The following is a 14,857-nucleotide window of genomic DNA, read 5'->3' as shown; positions in this document are numbered from 1 at the left end:
CCCGGTGGCGAGGGCCCCGGCAGGACTGGCCGAGCGCCGTTCCGGCACGGGCGAACGGCCCGTCCGCTTCGGGACCTTGGTCATGAATCCGCTCGACCTTCGGCCCGGTGGCGGCCCCATGGAGGCGGGGCAACCGTGGACGGTCGCCCGTTGTGACCGGGCGGTGGCGCCGTCCGAGGTGGGCGGCGTCTTTCCCTGCCGTCTACCCGGCGCACGGTGCGCAGTGCGCGCCGTACGCTCCGGAGGACCCCCAGCACATGTCCCAGACCATCGACAACGCCCCGTATACCGCGTTCCACCGTCGGCTGGCCCTCGCCTGTTCGGGCGGGCCCCTGCTCGACGGCTACATCCTGAGCATCGTCGGCGTCGCCCTGATCGGGATGCGCCCTGAGCTCGGGCTGTCCACCGCCGAGGTCAGCCTGATCGGCGCCGCCGCGCTGGTCGGCATGTTCGTCGGCGGCGCGCTCTTCGGCGTGCTGACCGACAAGATCGGCCGGGAGGTGATGTACACCGCCGACCTGCTCGTGATGGTCGCCTGCTCGGTGCTCTCCTTCTGGGTGGACACGGTGTGGGCGATCGCCGTGCTGCGCTTCGTGCTCGGCATGGCCGTGGCCGCCGACTACCCCATCGCCACCTCACTGCTCGCCGAGTGGCTGCCGTCCAAGCAGCGCGGCCGGCTCCTCGGGCAGCAGATCATCGCCTGGTACGCCGGCTCCGTGCTCGCCTACGTGGTGGGCTACCTGTTCCTGGAGCTGGCCGGCCCGGGCAGCTGGCGCTGGATGCTGGCGAGTTCCACGGTGCTGTGCGTGGTGTTCCTGGTGATCCGCCGCGGCTCGCCGGAGTCGCCGCGCTGGCTGGCCGCCAACGGGCGGGTCGGCGACGCGGTGCGCGTGGTCGAGAAGCACCTCGGGGTCAAGGTCGACGGCCGGGAGCTGATGCCCGAACCGGCCGAGCGCGGCGCTCCCACCGGACTGCGCTTGCTGATGACCCCGCCCTACCGGCGCCGCACCCTGTTCTGCGGACTGTTCTTCCTGTGCCAGGTCGCCCCGCTGTTCGCGATGCTCACCTTCGGCCCGCAGATCCTCTCCTCCTTCGGCATGCCGGGCGGCACCGTGATGGAGACCCTCGGCACCGGCCTGATCAGCCTGGTCTTCCTGCTCGGCTGCTACCCGGCGCTGCGCCTGATCGACACCCGCGGCCGCCGGCCCGTCATCATCTGGTCCTTCGCGCTGATGACCGTGCCGCTCGCGCTGCTGGGCGTGTGGCCCACCGCCCCGGCCGCCGTCGCCCTGCTGGCGCTGTGCGCGTACGCGTTCCTGTGCGGCGGGCCCAACGTGCTCGACTGGACCTACCCCAACGAGCTGTTCCCCACCGAGATCCGGGCCACCGCCGTGGGCGTGGCCACCTCGGTCAGCCGGATCGGCGCGGCCGTCGGCACCTACCTGCTGCCGCTGTCGCTGACCGGGCTCGGCACCGGCCCGACCATGCTGATCGCCGCCGGGGTCACCGCCCTGGGCCTGCTGGTCTGCGCCCTGTGGGCCGAGGAGACCCGGGGCACCGCCCTCGGCGCCGCCCCCGCCTCCGCCGCCGCCCAGCGCACCGCCCGGGGCTCCGTCCCGGCCCAGCGCGTGCCGCAGACGGCGCGCTGACGGCCGGTTCACTACCGCCGCGTACGGCTTCGACGGCGCCGCCCGGTTCTCCCGGGCGGCGCCGTCCGGCGTCACGGGGCGCCGTCCGCCGCTTACCCCGGGCCCGCTCCCCCGGGCCGTTCCCTCATGCCCGGAGCGGTCAGGCCAGGTCGCCGCGTTCGCGCAGCAGGGGCAGCAGGTGGTCGCGGACGGCGGGGGCCAGACACAGGGTGTCGTCGCGGCCGTCGGTCCAGCGCAGGTCGGCGAGTTCGGCGGCGGGGGCGGGCTCGCGGTCCAGGCCGGCGGTGAAGACGGTCATCAGCATGGGGACGCCTTCGAGGGCGGCGGTGGCGCGGATGTCGGTGAGGTGGCGGGGGCCGACCGGGGCCGCGCCGAGTTCCTCGCGCAGTTCGCGGGTCAGGGCCGCCAGGGCGTCCTCGCCGGGGTCGGGCTTGCCGCCGGGGAGGTAGAAGACCTCGGGGGCGGCCTGCTTGCTGACGACCAGGAGCCTGCCGTCCCGGATGATCGCGGCGGCGGCGACGGTGAGCGGGGCGGTCGGGGTGGCTGCGGCGGCTTCGGCGGCCTGGGTGGCTTCGGCGGTCGGGGTGCTGGTGGCTGCGGGGTCGATCATGGAGGGGATTGTCGCAGGTGGGAGGGTGTCCCGGCGGAACACCCTTGCAAGTCTCTGCACGTGCAACTATTGTTCGCGAATGTAGATGCAGTTGCAAAAGTTGCATGACCGCCCCTTCGTCCTGGCGCCGACCCCACCGGGAGTCCGACATGAGCACCTCTCTCTTCACCCCGCTCACCCTGCGGGCCCTGACCGTCCCCAACCGGATCTGGATGCCGGCGATGTGCCAGTACAGCGCCGTCCCGGACGGGGACGCGGCCGGCGTCCCGACCGACTGGCACTTCACCCACCTCGCGGCCCGCGCCGCCGGCGGCACCGGGCTGATCATCACGGAGGCCACCGCGGTCAGCCCCGAGGGGCGCATCAGCCCGTACGACCTCGGCATCTGGAACGACGAGCAGGCCGCGGCCTTCCGCCGGATCACCTCCTTCCTGAAGAGCCAGGGCACCGTCCCGGCGATCCAGCTCGCCCACGCCGGCCGCAAGGGCTCCACCGAGCGCACCTGGGTCGACCGGGGCCGCCCGGTCGCCCCCGGCGAGGAGCACGGCTGGACGCCGGTCGGCCCCAGCGCCGAGGCCTTCTCGCCCGCCCACACCACCCCGGAGGAGCTGACCGAGGAGCAGATCGGCGAGATCGTGCGCCAGTTCGCCGACGCCGCCCGGCGCGCCCTCGACGCCGGCTTCCAGGTCGCCGAGGTCCACGGCGCCCACGGCTACCTGGTCCACCAGTTCCTCTCCCCCGCGGCCAACCGCCGCACCGACGGCTACGGCGGCTCCTTCGAGGGCCGCATCCGCTTCGCGCTGGAGGTCGTCGACGCCGTCCGCTCGGTGTGGCCCGAGGACCTGCCGGTCTTCTTCCGCGTCTCCGCGACCGACTGGATCACCGAGAACCCGGAGGACGGCCGCGAGGGCTGGACCTCCCGGGACACCGTCCGCCTCGCCAAGGAACTCCGGGCCCACGGCGTCGACCTGCTCGACGTCTCCACCGGCGGCATCGTCCCCGACGCCCGGATCGAGGCCGCGCCCGGCTTCCAGGTGCCCTTCGCCGAGGCCGTCCGCCGCGAGACCGACCTGCCGGTGGCCGCCGTCGGCCTGATCACCGACCCCGCCCAGGCCCAGGCCGTCCTCACCGACGGCCACGCCGACGCCGTGCTGATCGGCCGCGAACTGCTGCGCGACCCCTACTGGGCCCGCCGCGCCGCCGCCGAACTCGGCGGCGAGGTCGCCACACCCCTCCCGTACCACCGCGCCTGACACCGGCTCCGCCCCGAGCGGGCGCCCGGGGCGACTCAGGCGCCCGGCCGCCCCGAGCCGTCGACGCCACCGGCGTCGGCGGCTTCGGCTTCGGCTTCGGCTTCGGCTTCGGCTTCGGCTTCGGTTTCAGCGGCTTCGGCTTCGGCTTCGGTTTCAGCGGCTTCGGCTTCGGCTTCGGTTTCAGCGGTTTCAACGAATTCAGCGGTTTCATCGGTTTCAACGGATTCGGCGTCGCTCAAGTCCTCCACCCTCAGCGGCCGTTGCCCGTCGAACACGACCGCGAGGCCGTAGGGGTCGCAGATGGGCAGGCGGCCCTCGGCGAAACGCAGGTGCCACTCGTCGAGGTGGAAGGTGAGCTGCGGGAGATCCAGCGGAAAGTCCGCGACGGGCAGGCCGCGGAAGGGCCGCGCCTCCGCTTCGGTGAGACCGAAGAAGGCCGGGTCGGCCTCCACCGCCTCGCGCACGAAGCGGAGCCCCGCCTCCAGGTAGTGGTCGATCCTGCCGAGCACCTCGCCGACCAGGGGCAGATCGGCCCGGTCGAGGTCGTCGGTGCCTTCGAGCAGGATGGCGGCCTCGACGGGCGCGCCAAACAGCGCGCTCCTCGGCGCCTCGGCCACGCTCCAGACCCTCAGCCCGTCCGGCCCCCGGCCGGGGAGCAGCTCTCCGATGCCACTGCGGAAGACGTTCGGGGCCACGGCGGCTCCCTCTCACGAAACTCGGGGCGGGGCGGGACGGACAACGCTACCCCGGAGCCCTTCCGCCCCTTCTGACGGTGCGCCCACAGGAAATCTTTCAGCTCCGCCCGGTGAGGTGACCCCACTTCAGGGCGTCCCGGCCGCAAATCTTCCTGCTGAGGCGGGGCGGAGTGTCGGACTTGAGTTGGAGCGCACTCCAAGTCCTACGGTTCTGCCGTGGTCGCCGCGCCGGTGGCCGGCGACCGGGAACCACCGCGTGCCGCCGGGTGTCCTTGTGGAGATGAACGACCGTTCGGGGACAAGCCGTATGCCGGGCTGCCTGGTGGCCCTCGTGGGACTGGCCGGAGGGGCCGGCTCGTGGGCGCTCTCGGACGCGGCTCGCAGGTACTGCGGCTCGTACCAGGACGAGCATGTGGACTGGGGTGGTGTCCGGCCCTACGAACTCCCCTTGTCCGTTGCCGCGGGAGGCGCCGTCGCACTCGCCGCCTACCGGGCCGCCTGGGTCCTTGCCCGGCGGCCGGGCCGCAGGAGGATCTCCTCACTGGTTCCTGTCGCCGTCGCGCTGTTCGCGCTCCTCGCGATGACCTGGTGCCAGTTCGCCTGGATCGGCACCGTTCCCGGAACGGTCAGCGACAGCGGTCTCTGTCCGGCCGGCAACGTCCCCGGCTGGTGGCCCCGCTGGATCCCCGCGTGACGACGCGTCGGGTGTGACGCCTCCCCGTTTCCGGTCGCGGGGCCGGTCACACGGGTGGTCAGACCCCTGTGCTGTACTACGGGCTCTTCCGTGTACACCCGCGTCACCTCCGGAGTCACACCTCGATGAGCGTTACCTGCCCGACGTGCGCCGCGGCGGACGGGACCGTCGCCGTGCGCAACGCCCTGTTGGACTCCGACCGGCCCCTCGACCCGCCGACGCGGGAGCTGCTGTCGATGCCGTCCGAACCCGGGGGCACGACCGGGGCCGCGATCACCCTCTTCGTCCTGGCCGGCCTGTTCGGCCTGCTGGGACTGCGTGGGCTGTTCTCCGGCGACGGCGGCGGCAGCTCCGACATGGCGTACCAACTCGGCTACCGCTACGGCGCGTTCCTGGTCGCCGCGATCCTGCTGGGCATCGGGCTCACCGTCCATTCCGACCACCGGAGCCGCCGCGGTGACACGGCCGGCCAGTGGCCGCGGACCTACGACCAGTGGCAGAAGCTCCACCGGGTGTGGCGGGCGACCTGGCTGTGCCGGCGCTGCCGCGCCGTGTTCCTCCCCGCGGCCGCGCTGCGCCCCGACTTCGCCGCCTCGCCCGCGGTACCCGTGGCGCGGTTCCCGCAGTGGGCGGAGACCATCGCACGGCAGGAGGACCGCCCCGGCACCCCGTCCACGTCGGGCTGACCGCCGCCTGGCCGCCGGCCTCCGCCGCCGGCCTCGCCGCCGTGCCGGACTTCGACGCGACGCGATACCGCGGCAGGATCGAGACGGCTCCGGCTCTCGCCGAGCACCTCACCGGTGTCCGCCTGGGCCCTGAACTCTTCGAGGGCGGCTCCTTCGCCACCGGCACCGTCGAGGAGCCCTGGGACTGAACCGCGTGCGGATGTCCTCGGCGGCCACCCGCGCCGGAAGTCGGCCGGGCCGACTTCCGGTGCGGCGAAGGGAAGTCGGACTCCCGCCGCCGGGCGGGCCGCCTCCGGCCTGAGGCCTACCCCTGCGGGGGGAGGCAGCGCGGCGCGGAGCGGGCGCCGACGGTACCTGCGGCGGAGGACCGGTTCCCGGCCCGGCTGACAGGCTGTCACGCAGGGGGCGGGCGCCGACAGGGCTCCGCCCGTGCGGAAGGGCGGGGCACATGACGGGGAACCGCGGCATGCGGTCGGTTCGGTCGGAGCGCGGCACGGCGGGATCGCGCCGCCGGCTCCGGGCGGCCGTGGCGGCGCTCGTGGGCGCGGGCCTGCTGGCCACCGCGGCACCTGCGGCCACCGCGGCACCTGCGGCGACGGCGGGAACGGCGGCGGCACAGGGCGGCCCGGCCGCCCGGGGCGGCACCCCCCGGGTGGACCGCGGCCCCCTGGACGCCGCCGTGGCCGCGCTGGTGAAGCAGGGCGGCGCCGCGGCCGCGCTGGGCGCCGTCCGGGAGGGCTCCCGCCCCGCCTGGACGGGCGCGGCCGGCACCTCCGACCTCGCCACCGGCGCGCCGGTCGACGAGAACGGCCGCTTCCGCATCGGCAGCGTCACCAAGGCCTTCGTGTCCACGGTGGTCCTCCAGCTCGCCGGTGAGCACCGGCTGGGCCTGGACGATCCGGTCGAGCGCTACCTGCCCGGCGAGATACCGACCGGCGCCGTCGTCACGGTGCGCCAACTGCTCGACCACACCAGCGGCCTGCCCAACCACACCAGCGACCCGGCGTTCGACTTCGGCGATCCGGCCTGGGCGGAGCGCGGCCGGTGGAAGGACTACCGGGCCCAGGACCTGGTCGACATCGCCAACCGGCTCCCGTCACCCGCCGCGCCCGGCACCGCCTGGAACTACTCCAACACCAACTACGTCCTGGCCGGGATGATCATCGAGAAGGTGACCGGGCACACCTGGAGCGCGGAGGTCGAGCGCAGGATCGTCCGGCCGCTCGGCCTGACCGGCACCTCCATGCCCGTCAGCTCCCCGTTCGTCCCGGGCCCGCACGCCCACGGCTACCTCCCGCTGCCCACCGGTCCGGCCGACGTCACCCTGGAGAACCCCTCCTGGGCCGGGCCTGCCGGCAGCGGCATCTCCACCGCCGCCGACCTCGACCGGTTCGTCGCCGCCCTGCTGAACGGCACGCTGCTGCGCCCCGCCGAACTCGCCGAGATGCAGCGGACCACCGGCCTGGGCGACGGCAAGGACTACGGGCTCGGCCTCCAGCGCTACGACACGCCCTGCGGACTGTTCTGGGGCCTCACCGGCGGCATCCCCGGCTACAGCACCGGCATGTTCGGTTCCGCGGACGGGCAGCGCCAGTTCTCCGTGTCGGTGACCTTCTACGACACCTCGGACCCGGCGGCCGGCGGGCGGGCCTGGCAGGACCTCGTCCACGCCGGCACCTGCACCGGCCGGAGCTGAGCGCCCCAGCTGAGCGGCCGGAGCCGACCGGCCGGAGCCGAACGGCCGGCGCCCGCCTCACCCTCCGAGGCCCTCCCCCGTGCCGGGCAGGTCGAGGGTGACCCGCAGGCCGCCGGCCGGTTCGGGGGTGAGGTGGAGTTCGCCGTGGTGGGCGTCGGCGACGGCGGCCACGATCGCCAGGCCCAGGCCGTGGCCGCGGCGGGCCGGGTCGGTCTCGGCGGTGCGTCCGCGCCCGCGCAGGAACGGTTCGGTGAAGGTGGCCACGGCCTCCGGCGTCAGCCGCGGGCCGGTGTTGGCGACGGTGAGGCGCACCCGCCCGGGCCGGCGCGGGTCGGTCCCGGTGGTGACGGTGACCTGCCCGCCGCCGGGCAGGTTGTGCCGCAGCGCGTTGTGCAGCAGGTTGACGGCCGCCTGGCGCAGCAGGACGGGGTTGCCGGTGGCCGGGGCGGGGCGCAGGTCGGCGGTGACGGTGACGCCGAGGGCCGCGGCCTCGTCGCGGACGGCGGTCAGCGCCTGCCCGGTGGCGGCGGCGAGGTCGGTGGGGGCGAGGTCGGGCGGGGCGTGGCCGAGGTCGGCGAGCTGGAGCAGGGCGTCGCTGATCTCGATGCCGCGGCGGTTGGTGTCCTGGAGGCGGGCGACGAGCTTTCCCCAGTCCTGTCCCGCCGGGTCGGCGGCGGCGACCTGGAGCATGGTGCTGGTGATCGCCAGCGGGGTGCGCAGTTCGTGGGAGGCGTTGGCGGCGAAGCGCTGCTGGGCCTCGAAGGAGCGCTGGAGGCGCGCCAGCATCTCGTCGAAGGCGTCGGAGAGGTCGGTGAACTCGTCGCGCGGGCCGGTGAGGGCGATGCGGTGCTCCAGTGCCCCGCTCGCGGCGCGGTGGGCGGCGCCGGTGATGTCCTGGAGCGGGCGCAGCACCCGGCCGGCGATCAGCCAGCCGCCGGCCATGCCGACGGCGGTCAGCAGGGCCAGGGCGTAGCCGCCGGCCCTGAGCAGGGAGTCCAGGATCTCCTGGCGGGAGGGGGCGTCGGAGCGGTAGCGCGGGTTGGAGGAGGTGAGGGGGTAGTTCGGGATGTAGCGCATGCCGACGTAGACGACGGCGAGGGAGAGCAGGCCGGCGGTGACGGCGAAGAGGGTGTAGCTGAGGGTCAGGCGCATCCGGGCGGTCAGGCGGCGCGGGCGCTCGGTACGGGGACGGTCGTCGCGCTCGTTCACCTCGGGCCGTCTTCCCCGCCGGGGGCGGTGAGGCGGTAGCCCACGCCCGGCACGGTCTGGATCACCCACGGGTCGCCGAGGCGTTTGCGCAGGCCGGAGATGGTGATGCGGACCGCGTTGGTGAAGGGGTCCGCGTTCTCGTCCCAGGCGCGTTCCAGCAGGTCCTCGGCGCTGATCACGCCGCCGCGCGCGGTCATCAGGACCTCCAGGACGGCGAACTGCTTGCGGGACAGGCCCACGTAGCGGCCGTCCCGGTAGACCTCGCGGCGGAAGGGGTCCAGGCGCAGTCCGGCGTACTCCAGGACGGGCGGGGCGGCCTGGGCCGGGCGGCGGGCGAGCGAGCGCAGCCGGACGACGAGTTCGGCGAGGTCGAAGGGCTTGGTGAGGTAGTCGTCGGCGCCGAGTTCGAAGCCGGCGACCTTCTCGTTCAGGCGGGCGGCGGCGGTGAGCATCAGCACCCGGCAGCCCAGGCCGCGCCCGACGATGCTGCGGCAGACGTCGTCGCCGTGGGTGCCGGGGATGTCACGGTCGAGGACGACGACGTCGTAGCTGTGGACGGCCAGGCGCTCCAGCGCCGCGTCGCCGTCGGTGACGATGTCGCAGGCCATCGCCTCCAGTCGCAGGCCGGCCTGGACCGCCTCCGCGAGGTAGATCTCGTCCTCCACCACCAGGACCCGCACGCGCTGTTCTCCCGTCCTCGCCGTTCGCGTCCCATTGGACCCGATGTGGCCTATCGAAAACGTATCGGCCCGCGCAGACGTCCTCGCAACACCGCTTTTCCTCCAATGGTCCGGCAACGGACGAACACAGTGGGAGGCAGCGATGGACACGCCGGAGACAGCGGCGGCGACGGCACCGGCGGTGCGGGGCAAGCGGCGGCGGCTGGCCGTGGGCGCCTCGGCGGCGGCGGCGCTGGCCCTGGTCGGGGCGTGCGCCGCCGACCCGCCGGGCACCGGGGCCGTCCTGCGCACCCTGGCGGCCACCGTCGTCGCCGCCCAGCCCGCCACGGCCGGGGCGGAGGCGGACGGGGAGATACCCGACGGCCGGACGCTGAGCCCCTTCGACACCCACGCCCCGGCCGTGGGCAACCTGGACGGGCCGCTGCTCGAAGCCCTGCAACAGGCGGCCGGCGACGCCCGGGCCCAGGGCATCGAGATGACCGTCACCTCCGGCTGGCGCAACAAGGCCTACCAGCAGCGGCTGCTGGACCGGGCGGTGACCAGGTACGGGAGCGTGGAGCAGGCCAGGAAGTTCGTCAACACGCCGGAGAAGTCCGCGCACGTCAGCGGGAAGGCGGTGGACGTCGGCCCGACCGACGCGGACTACTGGCTCATCCGGCACGGCGCCCGGTACGGGCTGTGCCAGGTGTACGCCAACGAGATCTGGCACTTCGAACTGCTCACCCGGCCGGGCGGGACCTGCCCGGCGCCGCTGCCGGACGCCGCGGGATGAGCGGGCCCGCCGTGACCGCCGCCCCGCACGCCGACCGGCCGCACCGGCCACACCAGCCGCACCGACCGCACCGGCGGCGGTCCGCACCCCGGCCGTGCGCCTTCCTCCGGCGGCGGGCCGCGCCCGGGAGCGCCCCCGCGTGGCGCTCCGTCCCCCGGTGGCGGCGCGGGCTGGTGCCCGCCGCGCTCGGGCTGCTCACCGCCCTCGCCCTGGGCGGCCACCGGCTGGTGCCGGAGCTCGGCCTGGGCCTGGGCAGTCTGTGGGAGAGCGCCCTGCCCTGGAGCGGCCTGGTGGCGGTGGCGGCCCTGCTGTGCGCGGCGCTGCGCCGGGCCCCGGCGGCGGCCTGCGCGGGCGGGGTGCTGGCCGTGGTGTGGGCGGTGGTGTTCGGTCCCCTGCTGCTGTCCGGCGGGGCGCCGGCGGGCGGCTCCGGCGGGCCGGGGCTGACGGTGGTCACCCACAACGTGAACGCCGCCAACCCGGACCCGGCCGGCACCGCCCGCGCGCTGCTCGCCGCGGGCCCCGACCTGGTCGCGCTGGAGGAGGTCACCGACGCCGCGCTGCCCGCCTACCGGAGCGTGCTGGACCGGGCGCTGCCGCACCACGCCCGTACCGGCACCGTCGCCCTGTGGAGCCGCTACCCGGTGACGGACTCCCGGCGGCTGGTCATCGACCCCGGCTGGAACCGCTCCCTGCGGGCCGAAGTCCAGGCCCCCGGCGGCCCGTTGGCCGTCTACGTCGTCCACCTCGCGTCGGTGCGCCCGACCGTCACCGGCTTCGCCACCGCCCACCGCGACCGCGACCTCGCCGCCCTCGGCCGGGCGCTGGACGGCGAACCGCTGCGCCGCGTCCTGCTGCTGGGCGACCTCAACACGGCCGCCGACGACCGCGCGCTCGCCCCGCTCACCAGCCGGCTCACCCCGGCCCGTACCGGCTTCGGCTTCAGCTGGCCGGCGGCCTTCCCGCTGGCCCGCGTCGACCACGTCCTGACCCGGGGCCTGCCGGCCACCGCCACCTGGACCCTGCCCGCCACCCCCAGCGACCACCGCCCGGTGGCGGCGAGGCTCAAGGACTGACGGCTCAAGGACTGACGGCTCAAGGACTGACGGCACAGCATGTTCTGACGAATCGTCAGGCGATCGGCACGGCGTCCTTCGGCAGGGTGTGCCAGTTGGTGACAGCCGGCTTGTCGACCGGGGTGGTGCCGACCGGGACGCTCACCGGGTTCGGGTCGGGGTTGCCGATGCCGATGATGACGTCGGTGTACTGGACCGCCTGGTTGCCCTTGGTGGTCTTGGCCATGATGCCCGCGTACACGGTCTTGGCGCCGCTCAGGGTGATCTGCTCCCCGGCGGTGTGCTCGACGGGCGTCGCCTCGATGCCGCCCGAACCGAACGCGATGACGGGGTGGCCCGCGGGGAGGGTGCAGGTGATGCCCGACTTGGCCTTGGCTGAGATCAGGATGTAGCCGCCGGCCTGGGTCTCGGTCTTCGCGCCGAGGTCCAGGTCGTTGGCGCCGCAGACCTGGCCGTACCCGCTCTTGTCGCCGGCCGGGGCGGAGGCGGCGCCGGAACCGGCGGGGGACTTGGGCGGGGCGCTCTTCGTCGGGGCGGCCCCGGCCGGCGCGGCCCCCGTCGGCGCGGCCGGGGCGGGTGCTCCGGCGGGCGCCCCGGCGGTGGGCGCGGCGGTGGCCGCGGGTCCGCCGGCGGCAGGGGCGGCGGTGTCGCTGTTCTCCGGCCCGCAGGCCGTCGCGGCGGCGGCGATCACCGTGACGGCGGCGGCGGTGAGGACGAGGCGGCGCGTGCGCATGGGGTGCTCCTGCGGTCGTTCGGGCGGTACCGGTCTCTGCTGTGTGATCACCGTAAGTCGGGGTCGTTCACGGGCTGGTGCGGGAAATATCCCGATCCTGTTCCAGAAGCCGGCGCGGCCCGTACGCCGCCCGCGCGCGCGGCGGGCCGGCGCCCCCGGGTGGGGACGCCGGCCCGGCCGGGTCGGGTGAGACGGGGTCAGAGCAGCAGGTCGGACTGGAGGGTGACGACCTGTCGGAACGGGGCCATGGGAACGCCGGCGGGGTTGGTCATGGTGACGACGGCGAGGATGTCCGAGGCCGAGAGGTAGGCGAAGCGCGCGGTGGGGGCGCCCCTGGAGCCGGTCGTGGTCGACTCCACGGTGGTGAGTTTGATGCCGTCGACGGTGTCCCAGTCGTCGTGGGCGGTGGTCCTGGTGTCCTCGGCGGCCTTGGGGCGGGCCTTGTTCCGCAGCGAGGCGAAGGCGTCCCAGGACTCCCGGTGCGAGCCGAAGCGCAGCAGCCGGATCTGGGTGCGGGTGCCGTCGGAGGCCGTCCACTCCCGGACGGTGGCCGCGCGGCAGGCGTCCGCCAGGAGCAGGGCGCGCATCTTGACCGCGTCCTGCTGCTCCTCGGCGATCGCGTCGCAGGGCGCCCACTGGCCGGGTTCGGAGCCGGGCGCGGGCGCGGTGGCGGACGCGGTGGCGGACGCCGGGGGCGTCGCGGACGCCGAGGGCGTGGCGGACGCCGAGGGCGTGGCGGGGGCCGAGGGCGTGGCGGACGCCGAGGGCGTGGCGGGGGCCGAGGGCGTGGCGGGGGCCGAGGGCGTGGCGGGGGCCGAGGGGGTGGGGGTGGGCGCCGGGAAGACCGGCGGGGTCAGGGAGCCGCCGGCCTCCTTGGGCGCCGGCAGCAGCAGGTGGCGCAGGTCCGCGTAGTGCGGGGACGTGCCCTTGTCGTCCGGGGCGCTCTTGCCCGAGGGCAGCGGCGGCAGCGTCAGCGGCGCGAAGGTGTAGCGGCCGTCGCCCGCGGTGGCCAGGCCCGGCAGGTCGGTGCGCTCGGGCGCGGTGACGGCCAGGGCGGTGCCGGTGCCGGCGAGGGCGAACACCAGGGCGGCGCAGCTCCAGCGCACCGCGGCCTTGCGGCGGCGGGTGCGGCGGGCCTCCTGTTCCGCGAGGACGGCGGGGTCCACGGGGACGGCGACGGGCGCGGCGAGCGCCGCCAGGACCGGATCGGCCTCGGGCGCGCTCCCCGGCTCGTTCCCGGGGGCGGCCGACGGGGTGACGTGGTCGGTCATACGGCTGCTCCCGGGAGGGCGAGGCGTTCGAGCTGGAGGGTGAAGAGGGCGACGATCTTGTCCTTGGGCAGCGGTGCCACGCCCTCGGCGCTCATGATCACCAGGAGGTCGCCCTCGGCGGCCGAGCACTCCAGGTAGTCGATCGGCGCGGACGGCGGCGCCGGCATCAGGTAGCAGTGCGCCTCGGGGTGTCCGGGGATGGACGGGCCGATCCGGAACAGGCCGGTGTCGCCGGTGAAGACCGCGGTGTACTCGTTGATCCGCTGCACTTCCTGCTGGTTGAACTGGCGCAGCTTCAGGCCGATCACCAGGTCGTCGCCGGAGGCGCGGTAGGTGCGCACACCGGTGGCCTTGACGTGCATGCCCTCCCAGTAGGAGCGCATCTTGTCGCGCTTCTCCTTGGGGAGCTGCTGGAGTTCGGCGTCCAGCTCGGCGGACAGCTGCTCGCCGTTGAACTCGGTGTCGTTGCCGTAGCCGCTGTCGTCCGGGCCGGGTTCGTAGCCGGCCGGGACGGGCAGCAGCAGGTCGCGCAGCGAGCCGAAGTGGCTGCCGTTGGACTTGGCGCCGTACGGCGTGGCGGTCGCGGTGGGGGTGGGAGCGGTGGACGGGGCGGCGGCGGTGGCCGGCGCGGGGTCGTCGTACTGGGTCTTGATGATGCCGATGCCGATGGCCACGCCGACCAGCGCGGCGGCGGCGGTCGCGGCGCCGGCGCGCAGCAGCCGGCGGGGGGCGGGGTTCGGCCCGGCGGGGGCGGCGGGGGCGACGGACCCGAGCGGCGGGACGGACCTGCCGGGCGGAACGGACCCGATGGGCGGGCCGGTCAGGACGGGCCGGGCCTCGGGGGCCGGCTCGGGCGTGCCGGGGGCGGCGGCCGTGGTCACGGTGTCGTCGTTCATGCGAGCCGCTCCCACTGCCGCTTGGCGAGGTCCTTGAGGGTGTCGGGGTTGACCGGCTTCGGGGCGAAGACCTCGACCGTCATCTGCACCGTGCCGCGCTTGGCGATGGCCTGGCCGTAGTAGTACTGCTCGGTGGTCTCGGCCCAGTGGTGGGCCTCGGGGTACACCTTGTAGCCGCCGTTGGCGTTCTCGGCGAACGTCTGGGGCCAGGTGACGGCCTTCGCCTCGTCGGCGTGGTCCGCGGTGTACTGGACCAGCTGGACGCGGTACTTGACGTCGTCCTTCTTCCAGTCCACCGCGGCCGCGCGCCGGAAGCCGGTCGACGCGAGGTCCTTGAACCGCTCGGCCGCCCTGCCGCTCTGCTCGGCGAGTTCGCCGATCGAGATCCAGCTCGGCTTGTCCGGGTAGTCCTCCCAGGAGGTGCTGCCCTCGGGCGCGCTGATCAGCAGCTTGGTGAGGTCGCCGTCGATGGCGAGCGGCTTGGGCTGCTCGGCGGCGAGGGCGGCCGCGTCGACGGTCTCGGCCGGATAGGAGGGGCGGGCGGCCTGGAGCGGCGGCAGCGGCGTGGGCGGGCGCTGGGCCTGCACGGCGTAGCCGACGCCGCCGCCTGCCAGGGTGCCCAGCACCAGGGCGCAGACGGTCAGCAGCACCGGGCGGGGGCGGCGCGGAGCGCGGGGCGCGGGGGCCTCCCGCACCGGCTCGGCCGGGGCGGCGGACTCGCCGGCGCCGGGCGCGACGGGCGGGGCGGCGGGCGGCGCGGCAGGCGGCGGCGGAACAGCGGGCGCGGCGGGCGCAGCGGGCACGGCAGGCTCAGCGGGCCCGGACGCGGCGGGCTCGGCGGGTGCCGGCTCCGCGGGTTCGGTGGTCACGGAAGTGGCTCCAGAGGAGGGAGGAGAGGAAGGGGTGGCGTGGTACGCGGGCGGACGGGCACGGGGTTTCG

At 75.0% G+C, this 14,857-nt stretch carries 16 protein-coding genes; 8 read left to right on the top strand and 8 right to left on the bottom strand.

Features of this window, described 5'->3' with window-relative positions; all coding sequences use genetic code 11:
• The first annotated feature begins 257 nt into the window (after positions 1–257).
• On the top strand, positions 258–1,649 hold the full coding sequence (locus ACIQOW_RS27965) for an MFS transporter (protein WP_401089455.1): 1,392 nt from the start codon (positions 258–260) through the stop codon (positions 1,647–1,649).
• 139 nt (positions 1,650–1,788) lie between these two features.
• Here ACIQOW_RS27965 and ACIQOW_RS27960 read toward each other — a convergent pair whose 3' ends face one another.
• Positions 1,789–2,259 (bottom strand): NUDIX domain-containing protein, encoded by a 471-nt coding sequence (locus ACIQOW_RS27960; protein ID WP_401089453.1) that lies wholly within the window; start codon positions 2,257–2,259, stop codon positions 1,789–1,791.
• Between the two features lie 149 nt (positions 2,260–2,408).
• On the opposite strand from ACIQOW_RS27960, the gene ACIQOW_RS27955 reads away from it, so the two are divergent.
• Positions 2,409–3,512: an NADH:flavin oxidoreductase/NADH oxidase gene (locus tag ACIQOW_RS27955; RefSeq protein WP_188295404.1), complete on the top strand. Its 1,104-nt coding sequence runs from the start codon at positions 2,409–2,411 to the stop codon at positions 3,510–3,512.
• Positions 3,513–3,547: 35 nt separating this feature from the next.
• Here the strand turns inward: ACIQOW_RS27955 and ACIQOW_RS27950 are convergent, their stop codons facing one another.
• Positions 3,548–4,207: a hypothetical protein gene (locus ACIQOW_RS27950; protein WP_401089451.1), complete on the bottom strand. Its 660-nt coding sequence runs from the start codon at positions 4,205–4,207 to the stop codon at positions 3,548–3,550.
• Positions 4,208–4,655: 448 nt separating this feature from the next.
• On the opposite strand from ACIQOW_RS27950, the gene ACIQOW_RS27945 reads away from it, so the two are divergent.
• The 4 genes from ACIQOW_RS27945 to ACIQOW_RS27930 all read left to right on the top strand — a co-directional run bounded on the left by ACIQOW_RS27945 (position 4,656) and on the right by ACIQOW_RS27930 (position 7,283).
• Complete coding sequence (locus ACIQOW_RS27945; protein WP_401089449.1) at positions 4,656–4,901, top strand: hypothetical protein; 246 nt, start codon at positions 4,656–4,658, stop codon at positions 4,899–4,901.
• Between the two features lie 125 nt (positions 4,902–5,026).
• A complete protein-coding gene (locus ACIQOW_RS27940) occupies positions 5,027–5,587 on the top strand; it encodes a hypothetical protein (RefSeq protein ID WP_401089447.1) in 561 nt (186 codons plus the stop codon).
• 41 nt (positions 5,588–5,628) lie between these two features.
• Positions 5,629–5,775, top strand: a complete 147-nt coding sequence (locus tag ACIQOW_RS27935) for a DUF6461 domain-containing protein (RefSeq protein ID WP_401089445.1) — start codon at positions 5,629–5,631, stop codon at positions 5,773–5,775.
• Between the two features lie 278 nt (positions 5,776–6,053).
• Complete coding sequence (locus tag ACIQOW_RS27930; protein WP_401089444.1) at positions 6,054–7,283, top strand: serine hydrolase domain-containing protein; 1,230 nt, start codon at positions 6,054–6,056, stop codon at positions 7,281–7,283.
• Between the two features lie 57 nt (positions 7,284–7,340).
• Here ACIQOW_RS27930 and ACIQOW_RS27925 read toward each other — a convergent pair whose 3' ends face one another.
• Both ACIQOW_RS27925 and ACIQOW_RS27920 read right to left on the bottom strand, forming a co-directional pair.
• On the bottom strand, positions 7,341–8,492 hold the full coding sequence (locus ACIQOW_RS27925) for a sensor histidine kinase (RefSeq protein WP_401089443.1): 1,152 nt from the start codon (positions 8,490–8,492) through the stop codon (positions 7,341–7,343).
• Complete coding sequence (locus ACIQOW_RS27920) at positions 8,489–9,172, bottom strand: response regulator transcription factor (protein WP_401089441.1); 684 nt, start codon at positions 9,170–9,172, stop codon at positions 8,489–8,491. Before ACIQOW_RS27920 ends, ACIQOW_RS27925 begins: the two co-directional genes overlap by 4 nt.
• A 142-nt stretch (positions 9,173–9,314) precedes the next feature.
• On the opposite strand from ACIQOW_RS27920, the gene ACIQOW_RS27915 reads away from it, so the two are divergent.
• Positions 9,315–9,944: a M15 family metallopeptidase gene (locus tag ACIQOW_RS27915; protein ID WP_401089439.1), complete on the top strand. Its 630-nt coding sequence runs from the start codon at positions 9,315–9,317 to the stop codon at positions 9,942–9,944.
• Positions 9,945–10,117: 173 nt separating this feature from the next.
• Entirely contained in the window at positions 10,118–11,017 is a 900-nt protein-coding gene (locus ACIQOW_RS27910; RefSeq protein ID WP_401089437.1) for an endonuclease/exonuclease/phosphatase family protein, read from the top strand.
• A 55-nt stretch (positions 11,018–11,072) separates the two neighbouring features.
• Here ACIQOW_RS27910 and ACIQOW_RS27905 read toward each other — a convergent pair whose 3' ends face one another.
• The 4 genes from ACIQOW_RS27905 to ACIQOW_RS27890 all read right to left on the bottom strand — a co-directional run bounded on the left by ACIQOW_RS27905 (position 11,073) and on the right by ACIQOW_RS27890 (position 14,786).
• The gene (locus tag ACIQOW_RS27905) at positions 11,073–11,750 is read right to left on the bottom strand and encodes a hypothetical protein (RefSeq protein ID WP_401089436.1); all 678 of its coding nucleotides are present in this window, start codon (positions 11,748–11,750) and stop codon (positions 11,073–11,075) included.
• A gap of 197 nt (positions 11,751–11,947) precedes the next feature.
• Positions 11,948–13,021: a hypothetical protein gene (locus ACIQOW_RS27900; RefSeq protein WP_401089434.1), complete on the bottom strand. Its 1,074-nt coding sequence runs from the start codon at positions 13,019–13,021 to the stop codon at positions 11,948–11,950.
• The gene (locus tag ACIQOW_RS27895; protein WP_401089432.1) at positions 13,018–13,917 is read right to left on the bottom strand and encodes a hypothetical protein; all 900 of its coding nucleotides are present in this window, start codon (positions 13,915–13,917) and stop codon (positions 13,018–13,020) included. The genes ACIQOW_RS27900 and ACIQOW_RS27895 overlap by 4 nt, the downstream gene beginning before the upstream one ends.
• A complete protein-coding gene (locus ACIQOW_RS27890; protein WP_401089430.1) occupies positions 13,914–14,786 on the bottom strand; it encodes a hypothetical protein in 873 nt (290 codons plus the stop codon). Before ACIQOW_RS27890 ends, ACIQOW_RS27895 begins: the two co-directional genes overlap by 4 nt.
• Positions 14,787–14,857: the final 71 nt, after the last annotated feature.

Origin of the sequence: Kitasatospora sp. NPDC091335, from assembly GCF_044757205.1 — a bacterium.
Taxonomy (GTDB): domain Bacteria; phylum Actinomycetota; class Actinomycetes; order Streptomycetales; family Streptomycetaceae; genus Kitasatospora.
This window is presented reverse-complemented; position numbering and strand designations above follow the sequence as displayed.

Coding starts and splice junctions, on each gene's coding strand:
- ACIQOW_RS27965 (WP_401089455.1), top strand. CDS start 258: ATGTCCCAGACCATCGACAACGCCCCGTATACCGCGTTCCACCGTCGG.
- ACIQOW_RS27960 (WP_401089453.1), bottom strand. CDS start 2,259: ATGATCGACCCCGCAGCCACCAGCACCCCGACCGCCGAAGCCACCCAG.
- ACIQOW_RS27955 (WP_188295404.1), top strand. CDS start 2,409: ATGAGCACCTCTCTCTTCACCCCGCTCACCCTGCGGGCCCTGACCGTC.
- ACIQOW_RS27940 (WP_401089447.1), top strand. CDS start 5,027: ATGAGCGTTACCTGCCCGACGTGCGCCGCGGCGGACGGGACCGTCGCC.
- ACIQOW_RS27930 (WP_401089444.1), top strand. CDS start 6,054: ATGCGGTCGGTTCGGTCGGAGCGCGGCACGGCGGGATCGCGCCGCCGG.
- ACIQOW_RS27915 (WP_401089439.1), top strand. CDS start 9,315: ATGGACACGCCGGAGACAGCGGCGGCGACGGCACCGGCGGTGCGGGGC.
- ACIQOW_RS27905 (WP_401089436.1), bottom strand. CDS start 11,750: ATGCGCACGCGCCGCCTCGTCCTCACCGCCGCCGCCGTCACGGTGATC.
- ACIQOW_RS27900 (WP_401089434.1), bottom strand. CDS start 13,021: ATGACCGACCACGTCACCCCGTCGGCCGCCCCCGGGAACGAGCCGGGG.
- ACIQOW_RS27895 (WP_401089432.1), bottom strand. CDS start 13,917: ATGAACGACGACACCGTGACCACGGCCGCCGCCCCCGGCACGCCCGAG.